The 15,747-nt window shown below is 69.9% G+C and carries 14 protein-coding genes, 1 tRNA gene and 1 other RNA gene; 9 read left to right on the forward strand and 7 right to left on the reverse strand.

Translation table 11 applies throughout. From position 1 onward, the window contains the following. Positions 1 to 27: 27 nt before the first annotated feature. Positions 28 to 1,548, reverse strand: a complete 1,521-nt coding sequence (gene mptB, locus C4K88_RS00880; protein WP_104119762.1) for a polyprenol phosphomannose-dependent alpha 1,6 mannosyltransferase MptB — start codon at positions 1,546 to 1,548, stop codon at positions 28 to 30. Between the two features lie 295 nt (positions 1,549 to 1,843). Between mptB and orn the strand changes: the two genes are divergently transcribed. From orn to def, 4 genes are all read left to right on the forward strand, one after another. Further along, entirely contained in the window at positions 1,844 to 2,446 is a 603-nt protein-coding gene (gene orn, locus C4K88_RS00885) for an oligoribonuclease (protein ID WP_104119763.1), read from the forward strand. 113 nt (positions 2,447 to 2,559) lie between these two features. Further along, positions 2,560 to 2,632: transfer RNA gene (locus C4K88_RS00890), tRNA-His, on the forward strand. 139 nt (positions 2,633 to 2,771) lie between these two features. Then, positions 2,772 to 3,944, forward strand: coding sequence for an acyl-CoA dehydrogenase family protein (locus tag C4K88_RS00895; protein ID WP_104119764.1), 1,173 nt, complete (start codon positions 2,772 to 2,774; stop codon positions 3,942 to 3,944). A 5-nt stretch (positions 3,945 to 3,949) separates the two neighbouring features. Continuing rightward, positions 3,950 to 4,522, forward strand: a complete 573-nt coding sequence (gene def / locus C4K88_RS00900; RefSeq protein ID WP_104119765.1) for a peptide deformylase — start codon at positions 3,950 to 3,952, stop codon at positions 4,520 to 4,522. A 25-nt stretch (positions 4,523 to 4,547) separates the two neighbouring features. On the opposite strand, the gene C4K88_RS00905 is transcribed toward def, so the two are convergent. Continuing rightward, a complete protein-coding gene (locus C4K88_RS00905) occupies positions 4,548 to 5,840 on the reverse strand; it encodes an MFS transporter (RefSeq protein WP_104119766.1) in 1,293 nt (430 codons plus the stop codon). A gap of 522 nt (positions 5,841 to 6,362) precedes the next feature. Beyond that, positions 6,363 to 6,761, reverse strand: an RNA gene (gene rnpB, locus C4K88_RS00910) — RNase P RNA component class A. A gap of 80 nt (positions 6,762 to 6,841) precedes the next feature. On the opposite strand from rnpB, the gene C4K88_RS00915 reads away from it, so the two are divergent. Next, positions 6,842 to 7,603 carry a YaaA family protein gene (locus C4K88_RS00915; RefSeq protein WP_104119767.1) on the forward strand — a complete coding sequence of 254 codons (762 nt, stop codon included), beginning with the start codon at positions 6,842 to 6,844 and terminating at the stop codon, positions 7,601 to 7,603. 124 nt (positions 7,604 to 7,727) lie between these two features. Here the strand turns inward: C4K88_RS00915 and C4K88_RS00920 are convergent, their stop codons facing one another. The 3 genes from C4K88_RS00920 to C4K88_RS00930 all read right to left on the reverse strand — a co-directional run bounded on the left by C4K88_RS00920 (position 7,728) and on the right by C4K88_RS00930 (position 10,473). Further along, positions 7,728 to 8,699: a reverse transcriptase-like protein gene (locus C4K88_RS00920; protein WP_241521647.1), complete on the reverse strand. Its 972-nt coding sequence runs from the start codon at positions 8,697 to 8,699 to the stop codon at positions 7,728 to 7,730. Then, a complete protein-coding gene (locus C4K88_RS00925) occupies positions 8,696 to 9,445 on the reverse strand; it encodes a zinc ribbon domain-containing protein (RefSeq protein ID WP_104119768.1) in 750 nt (249 codons plus the stop codon). The genes C4K88_RS00920 and C4K88_RS00925 overlap by 4 nt, the downstream gene beginning before the upstream one ends. 140 nt (positions 9,446 to 9,585) lie before the next feature. Then, the gene (locus tag C4K88_RS00930) at positions 9,586 to 10,473 is read right to left on the reverse strand and encodes a Nif3-like dinuclear metal center hexameric protein (RefSeq protein ID WP_104119769.1); all 888 of its coding nucleotides are present in this window, start codon (positions 10,471 to 10,473) and stop codon (positions 9,586 to 9,588) included. Between the two features lie 105 nt (positions 10,474 to 10,578). On the opposite strand from C4K88_RS00930, the gene msrA reads away from it, so the two are divergent. From msrA to epsC, 3 genes are all read left to right on the forward strand, one after another. Next, positions 10,579 to 11,103 carry a peptide-methionine (S)-S-oxide reductase MsrA gene (msrA, locus tag C4K88_RS00935; protein WP_104119770.1) on the forward strand — a complete coding sequence of 175 codons (525 nt, stop codon included), beginning with the start codon at positions 10,579 to 10,581 and terminating at the stop codon, positions 11,101 to 11,103. A gap of 112 nt (positions 11,104 to 11,215) precedes the next feature. After that, complete coding sequence (cysK, locus tag C4K88_RS00940) at positions 11,216 to 12,151, forward strand: cysteine synthase A (protein ID WP_104119771.1); 936 nt, start codon at positions 11,216 to 11,218, stop codon at positions 12,149 to 12,151. Between the two features lie 41 nt (positions 12,152 to 12,192). Next, positions 12,193 to 12,780, forward strand: coding sequence for a serine O-acetyltransferase EpsC (gene epsC, locus C4K88_RS00945; RefSeq protein ID WP_104119772.1), 588 nt, complete (start codon positions 12,193 to 12,195; stop codon positions 12,778 to 12,780). Between the two features lie 65 nt (positions 12,781 to 12,845). Here the strand turns inward: epsC and gnd are convergent, their stop codons facing one another. Further along, a complete protein-coding gene (gene gnd, locus C4K88_RS00950; protein WP_104119773.1) occupies positions 12,846 to 14,285 on the reverse strand; it encodes an NADP-dependent phosphogluconate dehydrogenase in 1,440 nt (479 codons plus the stop codon). 226 nt (positions 14,286 to 14,511) lie between these two features. On the opposite strand from gnd, the gene rlmN reads away from it, so the two are divergent. After that, the gene (rlmN, locus tag C4K88_RS00955) at positions 14,512 to 15,741 is read left to right on the forward strand and encodes a dual-specificity RNA methyltransferase RlmN (RefSeq protein WP_241521648.1); all 1,230 of its coding nucleotides are present in this window, start codon (positions 14,512 to 14,514) and stop codon (positions 15,739 to 15,741) included. Positions 15,742 to 15,747 lie beyond the last annotated feature (6 nt).

Consider the following 15,747-nt stretch of genomic DNA (forward strand, 5'->3'; position numbering starts at 1 on the left):
AGCGGGTCCCGCATGCCGCGCACGGAGTCAGTGCATCAGGCCGGGCGCCGCCGGCCGGTATCGGCGGAGGAACAGGACCTTCGTGCTCCGGTCGACGAACACGAGGTAGAGCGCGAAGCCGAGGGCGATCACGCCGGCGATCTGCCGCGCCATCATGAGGCTGATCTCGAAGTACGGGAAGATGTCGAGCTGGTCCGTGATGGCGTAGACCATGAAGAACGCGACGGTGAAGTAGAGGAACTTCACCTGCCAGTCGTCGCGGATCCCCGTCACCGCGAAGAGCGGGATCAGCCACACGACATACCAGGACTGGATCATCGGCGCCAGCAGCACGATGGCCGCGAAGGCGATGGCGAGGCGGCGGACGAGGCGGCTGTGATCGCCGCGGAAGACCTGCAGCGCGATGATCACGAGCGACGCCACCCGGGCGAGTGTGTGGAAGACGCCGGCGAGGTCCCAGCCGGGCAGGCCTACGGCGTCGCCGAGCGATGCGATGACCAGCCCGATGAAGCCGACGGGCGCGTACCAGATCCAGACGCTGCCCGGCGTGCTGAGGGCGCCGACCCACCCGAAGCCGAAGGTGTTCACGTACCCCATGACCCAGAGGATGCCGAGCGACATCCCGGCGGTGAGGAACCAGTAGAGGAAACGCCGCGGCCAGGAGGCCCCCCTGCCCGCCCACATCAGGCCGACGAAGGGCAGGAAGATCAGGGTGATCGGCTTAATGCCGACGGACAGCGTGATCAGGAGGATCCCGAGGACGGGCCGCTTCGTCGCGGCCAGGTACAGGCCGGCCAGGGCGAGGCCGATCATGAGCGCATCGTTGTGGATCGCTGCGACGAAATTGATGAGGAACAGCGGGTTCGCGGCGGTCAGCCACAGGGCGCGGTTCGCGTTGATGGAGTGGAGGGCTGCGAGCTTCGGGACCACGTAGACGCACAGGGCCACTCCGAGGAGCGCGACCACCCGGAACAGGATGATCGACGTGTCGGGGTTGCCGCCGGTGATCCTGACGATGCCCTCCTCGATCCAGAGGAAGACCGGCCCGTAGGGGGTGGGGCTCTGTGCCCAGAGGTCGTCGGCGCCGATCTGCAGGTAGTTCGAGATCTGCGAGTACCCGTCGACGTAGGGGTTGAGCCCGGCCACCATGACCTGGCCTTGCGCGATGTAGGCGAACACGTCGCGGCTGAAGAGGGGCAGGGATGCGGCCAGGGGGATGGTCCACGCCACGATCGCCGTCAGCACGTACGGTCTCGTGTCGTCGGACCAGCCGTCGAGCCGCTGGCCCAGTCGCAGCCAGGACCGGACGAGAAGCATCCCGCCGAGCGCCAGCAGGAGGACGGAGAGCACGGCACCAGCGGGTTCGAACCGGAGCCAGATGATGATCGGGGTGCGCCGCAACTCCGCCGACGCCAGTGACAGCCAGCCGACACCGAGCGAGCCCATCCACATCAGCAGGGAACCGATGAAGCCCTGCACGATGGCGATGTTCGGCCGGTTCGGGCCCCGCTGCGTCGCGACGTCGGAGAGCGGGACCTGGGCGGGCATCGGGGGAATCCAATCGTCGGCAAGCAGAAGTCGGCGTCGAACGCCCGGTCCTCAGGCTGACGGCCGATGACGACCCGACGGCGGGCGACCCGCGAGCGGTGCCCGTGCCGGACGGCGCAGGGTCTCCCAGATCTCCCCGCAACCCTGAGCGAACTGTTCGAATATTAGCATCGGGCCCGGGGCACGCCGCCGTCGGGCCGCGCCGCGCCGGGGCCGGATCCGCGCCGCAGTCCCCCGGACCGCAGGAGGCGGCGTCGGACACGGAAGCGGGGGTGCCGGGCGGTACATTGGTCGAATGCCGATATCGAATGACCCCATCGTCTGGATCGACTGCGAAATGACGGGACTGGACCTCGCGAACGACGCCCTGATCGAGGTCGCCGTCCTGGTGACGGATTCCGAGCTCAACGTCCTCGGCGACGGAGTGGACGTGGTGATCAAGCCCACGCCCGAGGCCCTCGCCCAGATGGGCGACTTCGTGCGGACGATGCATACGACGTCGGGCCTGCTGGAGGAACTCGACAGCGGCATCACGATGGAGGACGCCGAGCGGCAGGTCCTCGAGTACATCAAGGCCTGGGTGCCGGAGCCCCGCAAGGCCCAGCTGGCGGGCAACTCGGTCGGCACGGACCGGAACTTCCTGGTCCGGGACATGCCGCTCGTCATCGACCACCTGCACTACCGGGTCATCGACGTGTCGACCATCAAAGAACTCGCGCGCCGCTGGTACACGCGGGCCTACTTCCAGTCACCCCCGAAGACCGGCGGACACCGGGCCCTCGGCGACATCGAGGATTCGATCCGGGAGCTGCGGTACTACCGGTCGGCGGTCTTCGTCCCCTCCCCCGGTCCCGACTCCGCGACCAGCAAGGACATCGCACGCACGATCGTGTCCTGACGGCGTCCGCCGCGGTCGGGAGCACACCGAAAAGTGTGTAAACTTGTTTCCGCTGCCTTTCCCAGACAGCCCGGCCGGTCATCCGGACCCGGGATGCCCTGCGGAGACACGTGGTGGGTATAGCTCAGTTGGCAGAGCGCCTGGTTGTGGTCCAGGAGGTCGCGGGTTCAAGCCCCGTTACTCACCCTCAGTCGTCAGGAACGTCGCTGACCACGTATGCCGTCCCGGAGATCGTCCGGGGCGGCATACGTCATTTAGGCCCCATCAAGCCCAGGCCCCGGAGCGCGGATGTGCCCGGGCTGCGAGCATACGAAGGACTTCCGTCATGGAACGCACAGTGTTCGAAGAAGATCACGAGCTCTTCCGCGATGTCGCCCGCGAGTTCAACGATCGCGCCGTCGCCCCCCATTACGCGGACTGGGACCGGCAGCACCTGATGGACCGCTCGGTCTGGACCGCGGCCGGCGACCAGGGGCTGCTCGGGCTCGCCGTCCCGGAGGACTTCGGCGGCGCAGGGATGCCCGACTACCGGTTCCGTACGGTGCTGGACGAGGAGTTCGCCCGGAGCAACCACCTCGCCGTCGGCCTCGCGTTCCACCTGCAGGACGACCTCGTCCTCCCGCACCTGCTGGCCTACGGTTCGGACGACCTCAAGGAGCGGTGGCTGCCCGGCATGGTCTCCGGTGAGATCGTCACGTCCTGCGCCTGGACCGAGCCGGGAGCCGGCAGCGATCTGCGGGGCATCCGGACCAAGGCCGTGCGCGATGGCGACGACTGGCTGATCTCCGGCCAGAAAGTGTTCATCGGCAACGGCATCAGCGGGGACGCGTCCCTCGTGCTCGCCCGCACCGACGGCAGCTCGGGGCGCGGCTCGAGCGACTCGTTCTCCCTCTTCATGGTGCGCAAGGGCGAGGGCTACGCGCCCGGCCGCCAGCTCGACAAGATGGGCCTGCGCGCCTCCGACACCGCCGAACTCTTCTTCGACAGCGTCCGGGTGCCCGGGGCCGACCTCGTGGGTGAGGTGGGCCAGGGCCTGCGCTACAGCCTCGAGCAGATCCCGCAGGGCCGCCTCGGCATCGCCGTCGCCTCCGCGGCGCTCGCGCGGGCCACCTACGAGCAGACCCTGCGGTACGTGACCGAGCGCAGCGCCTTCGGCGAGCGCGTCCTCGACTTCCAGAACACCCGCCACGTACTCGCCGACATCCTCACCGAGGTCCAGGTGACGGAGACCTTCGTCGACCAGGCCGTGCTGGCCTTCAACGCGGGCACGCTGACCCCCACGGCCGCCGCGCAGGCCAAGCTGTGGGCCAGCGAGCGGGCGAAGTCCATCACGGACCGGTGCCTCCAGCTGCACGGCGGCTACGGGTACATCCTCGAATACCCGGTCTCGCAGGCGTTCCTCGCCGCGCGGCTGCTGACGATCTTCGGCGGGACGAGCGAGATCATGCGCGAGTCCATCGGCCGGTCGATCGCCGACCGCCCCACCCAGAACAGGTAGGTTCCATGACCGTCCACCCCATCACCATCGCCGGCGAGCCGGTCCTGCACCGGCGTGCCCTGCCCGTCGCGGCGTTCGACGGCGCGCTGCGCACCCTCATCGCCGACATGTTCGAGACGATGGACGTCGCCAACGGGGTGGGCCTCGCCGCACCACAGATCGGCGTGGGGCTGCGCGTGTTCGTGTACGGGATGGAGAACGACGACGACGTCGCACCGCGCGGCGTCCTCGTCAACCCGACGATCGTGACCTCGAAGATCCCCGGGTCCGACCCCGATCCGGAGGACGAGGCGGAGGGCTGCCTGTCCGTCCCGGGCGAGTCCTTCCCCCTCAAACGGGCCGACTGGGCGCGTGTGTCAGGGTTCGACGGCGACGGCGTGCCCGTCGAGTTCGAGGCCACGGGCTGGTTCGCCCGCTGCATGCAGCACGAGTACGACCACCTCGACGGCAAGCTCTTCGTGGATCGGCTCAACAACCGTCAGGGACGCAAGGCGGGCAAGGCGATGAAGAACAACGGCTGGGGCATCCCCGGGCTCACCTGGATGCCCGGGGTGGATCCGGACCCGTTCGGCCACTAGCCGGGAGCGTCCCGGCCCTCCGGCGTCAGGGGTTCCGCGTCGCCTCGGCCCGCGCTGCGGGCGCCGGCGCCTCGGCGAGGTCCTCCAGCCGCTTCACACCCCGGAGCGGCCCCAGCAGGGCCACCAGCGGTGCGGTGCATGCGATGAGGACGCCGATGAGGACGGCCTCGCGGATGCCGACGGTCTCCGCGAGGACCCCCGCCAGCAGGCTTGCCAGCGCGAGCATGCCCCAGCTCACCGTGCGGGACGCAGCGCCGAGGCGGCCCATCATGTCCGGGGGGCACACGCGCTGGCGGAAGCTGGTGCCCACGACGATGTTCCAGGACACGCTCGCGCCCATCACGAACATGCCGAGGATGCCCCACAGCATCCCGACGCCGGGCGACAGGACGAGGAGGGAGGCGTAGCCGAGCACCCCGGGCACCATGGACCACCGCCACAGCGGCCCGGAGCCGAAGCGCTCGCCCAGCGAGTTCGCCGTGACCCCACCGACGGCTCCCCCGATGGACGACGCCGCCAGCAGCAGACCGAGCCACAGTTCCGACTCCCCCAGGGTCCTCAGCACCAGCAGCACGAGCAGCGAGGCCGAGATGTTGCCGCCGAGGTTCCAGAGTGCGGCGTTGAGCAGGAGGGCGCGCAGCGGGGCGGTGCTGAAGGTGTAGCAGAAGCCGTCCCACATCTCCCGGACGATCCGATGGTCGCTCCGCGGGCGGACGATCTCCTTCACATCCAGGCGCTGGACGGCCACGAGCGCGATGACCGACGTCGTCAGCTGCACGATCAGCGTGTTGGAGGCGCCCACGGCACCGGCGAGCCAGCCCCCGGCGGACCGTCCGGCCGCGTCCGCGGCGGCGCCGGAGCCCGTGATCAGGCCGTTGCCCTCCATGAGCTCGTCCGCGGTGACGGCCTGCTGGACGAGGGCGGCGTCCGCGAGCTGGAAGAAGACGCCGGCCACCCCCGCGACGAAGGCGGCCACGAACAGCAGCGGGGTGCTGAGGAAACCGAACCAGTAACCGAGAGGCAGGAGGGCGAGCACCAGGACGCGCACGGAGAGGGATACGAGCATCACCGGTTTCCGCGGCAACCTGTCCACCCATACGCCGATGAGCAGCCCGCAGAGGAGCCAGGGCAGGAAGGTCATGCCGGCGAGAGCGGCGACCTCGAAGTTGCTGGCGTCGAGCTCGACCGCTGCGATCACGGGCAGCGCCACCGCGGCGACGGCGTTACCGAGCACCCCGAACGTGCTGGAGACCATCAGCGCGCGGAAATTCCCATTGCGCACCAACAGGTGTCGTTCGGCAGTGCCCCCAGTGCTCATCCGATCACCCTAAGCCCCGGACCCTAGGACCATCGGCGTGCGGGGGCCACAACCCGTCAGTGTTGCACCGGGTCTTGACGAGTCCACGGACCCCGCCGATAATCATTCACCCCGGCAACGAAGTGGGCGCCGTCGGTCCTGATTTCTCCCTTGGCTTAGCCGGGCCCTGCGCGATTGCAGCGCGGTCGGCGGAAGGCGCACCATGGAGGAGGGAGTTCGTCCCGCGGCCGTTCCCCCAGCAATACCGCGGTCGATGAGCTTCCGAGGCGGCTATAGACGCCGGCGGTCCCCCCTGCCTCTTGAGACCGGGCATGGGGGGCCGTTACACGAGCACGGCACGTTCACCACGGACCCGCCGTGATGAACGGGCCGACCCCGAAGCCCCAGCAGTAGGCCGACCCGTTCGTACCGCAGCGCACGCATCCGAGACCCGCGGCGATGTTCACACAGTAGGACGAGCGGGGCCCGGCGACACTGTGTGACGCGCCGAAGAGCGCGGCGGCGTCGCGTGGAAGAAGTCGAGGGATGGGTCGACCGATACGCCGGGTTCTGTCATCGCCCGCCGTTGCCGGCGGGCGAGTAGCGGCCATCCATCTACGGACGCCGTTGCCGACGCCCTCCAGCGGCCTACCCGTGCACTCGGGCGGGCAGCCCTCGAACGTGCACTGTCTGGCCTTGCTCCGGGTGGGGTTTACCGAGCCGTGCCGGTCACCCGGCACGCTGGTGGTCTCTTACACCGCCTTTTCACCCTTACTGCCCGCACCGGCCGAAGCCTGTAACGGGAGCGGTCTCTTTTCTGTGGCACTGGCCTGCGGGTTACCCCGAGTGGGCGTTACCCACCACCCTGCCCTGCGGAGCCCGGACGTTCCTCGGTGGAGCGGATGCTCTCGCACCGTCCAACGCGGCCGCCTGGTCGACCCATCCACGTCCCAGTCTAGGCGGTCGGGAGCCCGCCGTCGGCCGTGCGCGGACGCCCTGCCTTCGTTGGATACAGTGGATCGGTGCTGATCCTGCTCCCCCCGTCCGAAGGCAAGTCCGCAGCCCGTACGGGTGCTCCCCTCCACCTGGACGATCTCCACTTCCCCGACCTCAACGACGCGCGCAGAGCCGTGCTCGACGCACTCCGGGCCGCCAGCGCCGCCGACGACGCGCATGCGGTGCTCGGCGTCGGGGCGTCCCTCGCCGAGGACGTGGCACGGAACCTGGTGCTCGACGTCGCCCCCGCCGCTCCGGCCCACGACATCTACTCGGGTGTCCTGTACGACGCCCTCGACTACGCGGGCATGACGGCCGTGCAGCGACGCAGGGCAAGGGAGCGGTGCGTCGTCGTGTCCGCCCTGTGGGGGGCCGTGGGCTTCGGCGACCGGATCCCGGCCTACCGCCTCTCCATGTCCGTCGATCTCCCCGGCACGGGGCGCCTGGCCACCTACTGGCGGCAGCACCTCGCCGCTCCCCTGGCACACCACGCAGGGGAGGGCCTGATCGTCGACTGCCGCTCGAGCACCTATGCGGCGGCCTGGGCCCCGCCGCCGCCGCAGAGTGCCGCCGTCAATGTGTTCCAGATGCGGAACGGGAAGCGGACGGTCGTCTCCCACTTCGCGAAGCACACGCGGGGCGAGCTCGCCCGGCACCTGCTCACGCGGCGCGGCGCGGCGCCTGCGACCCCGGACGCACTGCTCGGCGCGGCCCGCGAGAAGTGGACCGCCGACCTCGAGCCGGCAACCACGCGGAAGCCCGCGCAACTGAACATCGTCCTCGACTGACCGGCCCTTCCACCCGGGAGCCCGCCGACACGGCTTCCTCGCTGGGCATGATCTTCCATGCCCACCCAGAAGGGCGTGTCGGTGGGCGGTGGCATCCCTCCCGGGTACGACACACCAGGGCCCGTCAGTCGGCGACGAGCTCCACCTCGAACCCCTCGGCGTTCTCGAGGTACGCGGCGTAGTGGTCGGGACCGCCCGCGAACGGGTGGCGGTCGGCGAACAGCAGGGTCCACCCGTGGCTGGCTGCGCGCCGGGCCATGAGGTCGACGTCGGCGCGTGTGCCGGCGCGGAACGCGAGGTGGTTCACCCCGGCACGACGGCGGTCGTGGCCGCCGGCGGCGATGTCCGGCCCGCTTTCCAGGACCACGTAGAACTCCTCCGAGCCGAAGCTCACGCCGTCCTTCCACGACTCCTTGCGGGGGAACCCGAGGCGCTCGAGCAGCCACCCCAGGCTGGCGTCCGCGGCGGGGAGATCGTTCGTCCACACCTCGACGTGGTGCAGCCGACCCACGCGGCGGGGCGCCTCCTGCACCGGGGCGTCGTGTGTCGCCGGGGAGGCCCCCGACGCCTTCGACGGGGACGCCGCCGCACCGCGGGGCTTCCAGTCGACGCCGGCCATCCCGGCATCCATCGCCTCGTTGGAGAGGCGGTCGGCGTCCTTGTTGCGCTCACGCGGGATCCACTCGTACGTCACGCGCCGCGGGTCGAGGACCTTCCGCGCCTTGGCCGCGAGGACCCGCATGTCGGCGTGCTTGATCTGCCACCGCCCGGACATCTGCTCGACGACGAGCTTGGAATCCATCTTCACGTGCACGGCCGCCTGCGGGTTGAGCTCCCGGGCGAGCTCGAGCCCGGACACGAGGCCCGAGTACTCGGCGACGTTGTTGGAGGCCTTGCCGATGTAGGCGGCCTTCTCCACGAGGATGCGCCCGGTGTCGGGATCGCGCACGAGGGCGCCGTAGCCGGCATGCCCGGGGTTGCCGCGCGATCCGCCGTCGGCCTCGACGACGAGGCGCGCGGGCAGGTCCTGCCGCGGGCGGCCCCCGTCCTGCTCCTCGTCCTGCGCGTAGGGGTCGAACAACTGCTGATCCGTCACGGCTGCTGCTTCTCCCAGTCGCCGGAGCGGACGAGGATGCAGCCCGAGTCCGGGCAGAAGACGACGTCGTCAGGTGCGGCGGCGGAGATGTCGGCGAGGTCACCGGGGCTCAGCTGCATGCCCGAGCCCTCGGACTTGCCGTGGAAGAGTCGCGCCGCACCCACGCCGCGACGGGCCAGGATGCGGTCGTAGATCGCCAGCAGCCCGGCGTCGAAGGTGGCGGCGAGCTCGTCCCGCTGCACCTGCACGCGGGTGCGCTGCGCGTCGACGTCGGCCAGTTCGGCGTCCCGCGCGTCCTCGAGGGCCTTGAGTTCCGCTCGGACGCCGTCGGTGCGTCCCTGCACCTCGGCCTGCGCGGCCTTCGCCGTGTCCACCCGCTCCATGACGTCGAGTTCCACGTCCTCGAGGTCGGACCGCCGCTTGGTGAGGGTCACGACCTCGTGCTGCAGCGCCGTCAGGTCCTTCGAGGTCCCGGTTCCACTGTTGAGCCGCTTCTCGTCGCGCTCGAGACGGGTGACGACGGACTGGACCTCGTCCTCGGCGCGGGTGAGTTCGCGCTGCAGGTCGCCGAGTTCGGTGGTCGCCCGGACGAGTTCGGCGTCGACCTCCGCGACCCGTCCGGCGACGGTCCCGATCTCGGGATTGCTGCGCGCGGCGGCGGCCTGGCGGGCGAGCTTGTTGAGGGTCGAATCGAGGGCCTGCAGATCGAGCAGGCGGAGTTGTTCCTCGGGTGCAGCCTTGGCCACGATAAACCTCCAGGATGGGAACGGATGGGGCACGACGAGCGGTCGGGGGCGTCGTCCCAGCCTAGGCCACACGGCCCGGACCATGCCGCCCGGACCACGCCGCCCGGCCGGGCGTCAGGTACGGCGTCGACAAGCTGTGGTCAGTGGCCGGGCGTGAGGACGAAGTCCCAGGGGTCGGTGTTGACCCCGCTCACCCGGATGTCCGCGGTGAAGCCCTGATCGGTGAGGACCTGGGCGAGGGCCTCGGCGGCAGGTGTCAGCCACAGCCACTCGCTGCCGAAGTGCGAGACGTCGATCAGGTAGGGCGTGGCCCCGCCCGCCGCCTCCCGGACCTCCGACGCCGGGTGGTGTCGCAGGTCCGCGGTCACGTAGACGTCGGCCCGGCTCGACCGGACGTAGTCGAACAGGGAATCACCCGCGCCGCCGCAGACGGCGATCCGCCGCACGAGGGCGTCCTTGTCGCCGGCGACGCGCACGCCGCCCGCCACGGCGGGGAGGATGGAGAAGACCACTTCCGCGAAGTCGCCGAGCGTCACCGGCGCATCGAGGTCCCCGACCCGCCCGATGCCCTCCTCGGGCAGCCCGCGTGCCGCCGGCGCGAGGGGCTGCGCGTCCCGCAGGCCGAGGGCGTCCGCCAGGACGTCGGACACTCCCCCGACCGCGCTGTCCCCGTTGGTGTGGACCGTGACGAGGGCGCAGCCCGCCTCGATCAGCCGATGGACGACGTCCCCCTTGAAGCCCGACGCGGCGACGGAGGAGACGGGCTTGAGGAGGAGCGGGTGGTGGGACACGATCATCGTCGCCCCCCACGCGAGCGCCTCGTCGAGGACGGCCGCGGTGGGGTCCACGGCGAAGAGGATCTTGTCCGCCGGCCTGCCGGACCGGCCGGCCACCAGGCCCACCGCGTCCCAGTCCTCTGCGAGGCTCTCGGGCCAGAGTTCCTCGATGGCGAGGAGCACCTCGCCGACGGTCGGGACCGCCGTCCGGGCACGATCGGTCGGGACGTCGTCGCGCTCGTTGGGGTCCATGACACCAGTAATACCCGCCGCCGTCGGGCCCGCCAAGTCCGGGCCGTCCACCGACGGCGGAACAGGCGCGGGAATCATCGGCACGTGGCGCGCATTGACACAGTCATGAAGACATTCGTGCTTGGAGGGGGCTGCTTCTGGTGCCTCGATGCCGTCTACCAGAAGACCCGTGGCGTGACGGAGGTCGTCTCCGGCTACACCGGGGGCCACACGAGGCACCCTGACTACGACAGCGTCTGCTCGGGAATCACCGGGCACGCCGAAGTGGTCGCGGTGACCTTCGACGAGGAGATCGTTCCCGAGGACGTCATCCTGGACATGTTCTTCGTGTCCCACGACCCCACCACGCTGAACCGGCAGGGTTACGACGTCGGCACCCAGTACCGCAGTGTCATGTACTACCAGGACGCCGCGCAGAAGGAACTCTTCGAGGACGCGATCCGCCGCAACCAGGAGAGCTGGAAGGACCCGATCGTCACGGAGGTCAGCCGGCTCCCGCACTTCCACATCGCCGAGGACTGGCACCAGAACTTCTACGCCAAGCATCCCGAGCAGGGCTACTGCCAGGTGATCATCAACCCGAAGCTCGCGAAGGCGCGGAAGTATTACGCCCAGTGGCTGGCCGCGTAGGGGTACCGGCCGCCGGCCGTTAGGCTGACCGCCGTCGCCCCGGGGGCGCGCCGACGCCACCCTCGATCACCCTTTCCTCCCCGACACACCACCTCCGAAAAGGCAGGCCCCCATGGCAAAGATCTACGACGACGTCACCCAGCTGGTCGGACGCACCCCCCTCGTCCGCCTCAACCGGCTGACCGAGGGACTCGGGGCGCAGGTCGCCGTGAAGCTCGAGTTCTACAACCCGGCCAACAGCGTCAAGGACCGCATCGGCGTCGCCATCATCGATGCCGCCGAGAAGGCGGGCGCCCTGCGCCCCGGCGGCACGATCGTGGAGGGCACCTCCGGCAACACCGGCATCGCCCTCGCGATGGTGGGGGCGGCACGCGGGTACAAGGTGGTGCTGACCATGCCGGAGACCATGTCCACCGAGCGCCGCGTCATGCTCCGGGCCTACGGCGCCGAGATCGTCCTCACCCCCGGGTCCGAGGGCATGCGGGGCGCCGTCGACCGCGCCAAGGAGATCGTCGCGACCACGGAGAACGCCATCTGGGCGCAGCAGTTCGCGAACGCGGCGAACCCCGCGATCCACCGCACCACCACCGCCGAGGAGATCTGGGAGGACACCGACGGCGAGGTGGACATCTTCGTGGCCGGCGTGGGCACCGGCGGCACGATCACCGGCGTCGGCCAGGTCCTCAAGGAGCGCAAGCCCGGCGTGCAGATCGTCGTCGTCGAGCCCGCCGACTCCCCCATCCTCAACGGCGGCGCGCCCGGCCCGCACAAGATCCAGGGGCTCGGCGCGAACTTCGTCCCGGAGAACCTCGACCGCGAGATCTACGACGAGGTCATGGACGCTACGGTGGACGACTCCGTGCGGGTGGCCAGGGAACTCGGAAGCAAGGAGGGGATCCTCGGCGGGATCTCGTCGGGAGCCATCGTCTGGGCGGCGCTCGAGCTCGCGAAGCGCCCCGAGAACGCCGGTAAACTCATCGTCGCCATCGTGTGCGACTTCGGCGAGCGCTACATCTCCACGCTCCTCTTCGACGACATCCGCGGCTGATCCCGACGCCTGCACCCGACCACTCCACGAAAAGGTACCCGGTGAGCTTTCTCCAACGACTGCATGAGGACCTCGAGACCGCGCGCACCCACGACCCGGCGGCGCGTGGCCCGTTCGAGACCACCGTCGTGTACTCGGGGCTGCACGCCATCTGGGTCCATCGCCTCACCCACCGCATGTGGGCGAACGAGCGGCTGCGGTTCCCGGCCCGCGCGCTGGCCCAGCTGGCGCGCGCCCTCACCGGCGTCGAGATCCACCCGGCGGCGACGATCGGTCGCCGGTTCTTCATCGACCACGGGATGGGCATCGTGATCGGGAGCACCGCGGAGATCGGCGACGACGTCATGCTCTACCAGGGCGTCACCCTGGGCGGGCGCTCGCTCGCGCCGGTGAAGCGCCATCCCACGATCGGCGACCGGGTCACGATCGGGGCGGGCGCCAAGGTCCTCGGCCCCATCACCATCGGTGCCGGCAGCGCGGTCGGCGCGAACGCCGTCGTGGTCAAGGACACCCCGCCGGATTCCATCATCACGGGCATCCCGGCGACGTTCCGCCACCGGGACTCGCGCCGCGAGACCCAGCCGGCCGTCGACCCCGCGGAGTACGTGGACCCGGCGATCTACATCTGACGCCCCGCCTGGACGACGGAAGCCCCGGACCTCGGTCCGGGGCTTCCGTCGTCCTCGCGTGTGCGTCAGTGCGTGTCGACGGCCTCGATCTCGGACCTGTCCTCGCCCCACAGCGTGTGGAAGGTGCCCTCGCCGTCCACCCGGTTGTAGGTGTGGGCGCCGAAGAGGTCGCGCAGGCCCTGCGTCAGGGCGGCCGGCAGGCGCGGGCGGCGCAGGCCGTCGTAGTAGGCCAGCGACGCCGAGAAGACCGGCACCGGGATACCGAGCTGGACGGCGGTGGCGACCACCCGCCGCCAGGCCGGGACGGCGCCGGCGATCGCCTCGGCGAACGCGGGGGTCAGCAGGAGATTGGCCGGGCGCTCCTCGGCGACGGCGTAGGCCTTCATGATGTCGTCGAGCAGCTCGGCCCTGATGATGCAGCCCGCCCGCCACAGGGACGCGATCTCATCCAGCCTCAGGTCCCAGCCGTACTCCTTCGCCGCGGCCGTCAGCATGTCGATGCCCTGCGCGTAGCTCACGAGCTTCGAGGCGTACAGGGCGAGCCGGACGTCCTCGACGAAGGTCTCCGGCAGCTCCACGGTGCCCTCGTGGCCCTGCAGGATGCCCTGGGCCAGCACGCGCTGTTCCGTCTGGGAGGACAGGGCGCGCGCGAAGACGGACTCGGCGATGCCCGAGGTCGGGCTGCCCAGTGCCAGCGCCGAGACGACGGTCCAGCGGCCGGTTCCCTTCTGCCCGGCGGCATCGACGACGACGTCGACGAACGGCTTGCCCGTGCGTGCGTCCGTGTGGCCGAGCACCTCGGCGGTGATCTCGATGAGGAACGAGGACAGCGTCCCGCTGTTCCAGTCGGTGAAGATCTTCGCCTGATCGGCCGGTTCGATGCCCGCCCCGGAGCGCAGGAGATCGAAGGCCTCCCCGATGACCTGCATGTCCGCGTACTCGATGCCGTTGTGCACCATCTTCACGAAGTGCCCGGCGCCGTCCGTGCCGATCCAGCGGCAGCAGGGCTCCCCGTTGTACTTGGCGGAGATCTTCTCGAGCATCGGGCCCAGCGAGTCGTAGGCCTCGCGGGATCCGCCGGGCATGATGGACGGTCCGAGGAGGGCTCCCTCCTCACCGCCGGAAACGCCGACGCCGACGAAGTGCAGGTCGTGGGCGGCCAGGGCCGCCTCCCGGCGGCGCGTGTCCTCGTAGTGCGAGTTGCCGCCGTCGATCACGATGTCGCCGGGCTCCAGCAGCGGCACCAGCGAATCGATCACGGAGTCCACCGGCGCACCCGCCTTCACCATGATGAGTACCCGGCGCGGCTTCTCCAGCGAGTCCACGAGCTCCTGCATGGTCTCCGTACGGATGAACTCGCCGTCCCCGCCATGCTTCTCCAGCAGGTAGTCCGTCTTCTCGATGGATCTGTTGTGCAGGGCCACGGTGTAGCCGTTGCGGGCCAGGTTGCGGGCCAGGTTGGCTCCCATGACTGCCAGGCCTGTGACGCCGATCTGTGCGCTCAATGTGTTCTCCGTCGTTGGTCAACTGCATGCATCGCGTTGCATGTGCCGGGGCTTCGGGCGCGTTGCCGCGCGGCGCCTCCGGTCTCTTTCACACTATTACCGTGGCGCTGCGGGCCGCCATACCCGCACCCGCACGCCACGTCATATGTCGCCGGACCGGCGCCCCCGGGGAGCCGTCAACCGCGGCACCGGCTGGGACGCTGGTGCCATCCGTGAAAGAATGATAATGATGTCCGACGTTACCGTTACCCCCACAGCCCCTGCCCCTGCTTCCTCGCGCCCCCAGGTGCGTCCGGAGGTGGAGGGCGCCGAGCCGATCGTCTCCAGCGACGGCAGACCGCTGCTGCAGTTCAAGTCCCCGCGGGTCAGCCAGCCGCCGGTGCACCTGGCGGATCTGACGCTGGCCGAGCGGCAGGAGCGGTTGAAGGAGCTCGGGCACCAGGGCTTCCGCGCCAAGCAGCTGTCCACGCACTACTTCGCGCACTACACGACCGATCCTGCGGCCATGAGCGATCTGCCGAAGGCCGGGCGTGAGGAACTCGTCGCGGCCATGTTCCCCCCGCTGCTCACCGAGGTGAAGCGCCTGACGACCGACAACGGGGACACCATCAAGTTCCTCTGGCGCCTCTTCGACGGCGCCCTCGTGGAGTCGGTGCTGATGCGCTACCCCGGCCGGGTGACGCTCTGCGTCTCCTCGCAGGCCGGCTGCGGCATGAACTGCCCGTTCTGCGCCACCGGCCAGGCGGGGCTGACGCGCAACATGTCGACGGCGGAGATCGTCGATCAGGTGGTCGCAGCGAACCGCGCCCTCGCCGAGGGCGCCCTCGGCGACCTGCGCACGGACGGCGGGCACGACGCCGACCGGGTCACCAACATCGTCTTCATGGGCATGGGCGAGCCGCTCGCGAACTACAAGCGCGTCATGGCCGCCCTCCACCGTTTCGTGGACGACTCCCCCGAGGGCCTCGGCATGTCCGCGCGCAACATCACGGTGTCCACCGTCGGCCTCGTGCCGGCGATCAACAAGCTCGCCGCGGAATCGATCCCCGTCACCTTCGCGCTGTCCCTCCACGCGCCCGACGACGAGCTCCGCGACGAGCTCATCCCGGTGAACACGCGCTGGAAGGTCGACGAGGCCCTCGACGCCGCATACAACTACTACCGGGTCACCGGGCGCCGCGTGAGCATCGAGTACGCGCTCATCAAGGACATGAACGACCACCCCTGGCGGGCCGACCTGCTGGCGAAGAAGCTCAACCAGCGAGGACGCGGCTGGGTGCACGTCAACCCGATCCCGCTCAACCCCACGCCGGGATCCATCTGGACGGCCTCCGAGAAGAGTGTCTCCACCGAGTTCATCAACAGGCTTCGTGACGCCGGCATCCCGACGACGCTCCGCGACACCCGCGGCAAGGAGATCGACGGTGCCTGCGGCCAGCTCGCCGCCGAGGAGTAGACCCCC

Source organism: Arthrobacter pityocampae, from assembly GCF_002927275.1.
In the GTDB taxonomy this organism is placed as follows: Bacteria; Actinomycetota; Actinomycetes; order Actinomycetales; family Micrococcaceae; genus Arthrobacter_D; species Arthrobacter_D pityocampae.

Coding starts and splice junctions, on each gene's coding strand:
- mptB (WP_104119762.1), bottom strand. CDS start 1,548: ATGCCCGCCCAGGTCCCGCTCTCCGACGTCGCGACGCAGCGGGGCCCG.
- C4K88_RS00895 (WP_104119764.1), top strand. CDS start 2,772: ATGGAACGCACAGTGTTCGAAGAAGATCACGAGCTCTTCCGCGATGTC.
- cysK (WP_104119771.1), top strand. CDS start 11,216: ATGGCAAAGATCTACGACGACGTCACCCAGCTGGTCGGACGCACCCCC.
- C4K88_RS00930 (WP_104119769.1), bottom strand. CDS start 10,473: ATGGACCCCAACGAGCGCGACGACGTCCCGACCGATCGTGCCCGGACG.
- def (WP_104119765.1), top strand. CDS start 3,950: ATGACCGTCCACCCCATCACCATCGCCGGCGAGCCGGTCCTGCACCGG.
- msrA (WP_104119770.1), top strand. CDS start 10,579: ATGAAGACATTCGTGCTTGGAGGGGGCTGCTTCTGGTGCCTCGATGCC.
- orn (WP_104119763.1), top strand. CDS start 1,844: ATGCCGATATCGAATGACCCCATCGTCTGGATCGACTGCGAAATGACG.
- C4K88_RS00905 (WP_104119766.1), bottom strand. CDS start 5,840: ATGAGCACTGGGGGCACTGCCGAACGACACCTGTTGGTGCGCAATGGG.
- rlmN (WP_241521648.1), top strand. CDS start 14,512: ATGATGTCCGACGTTACCGTTACCCCCACAGCCCCTGCCCCTGCTTCC.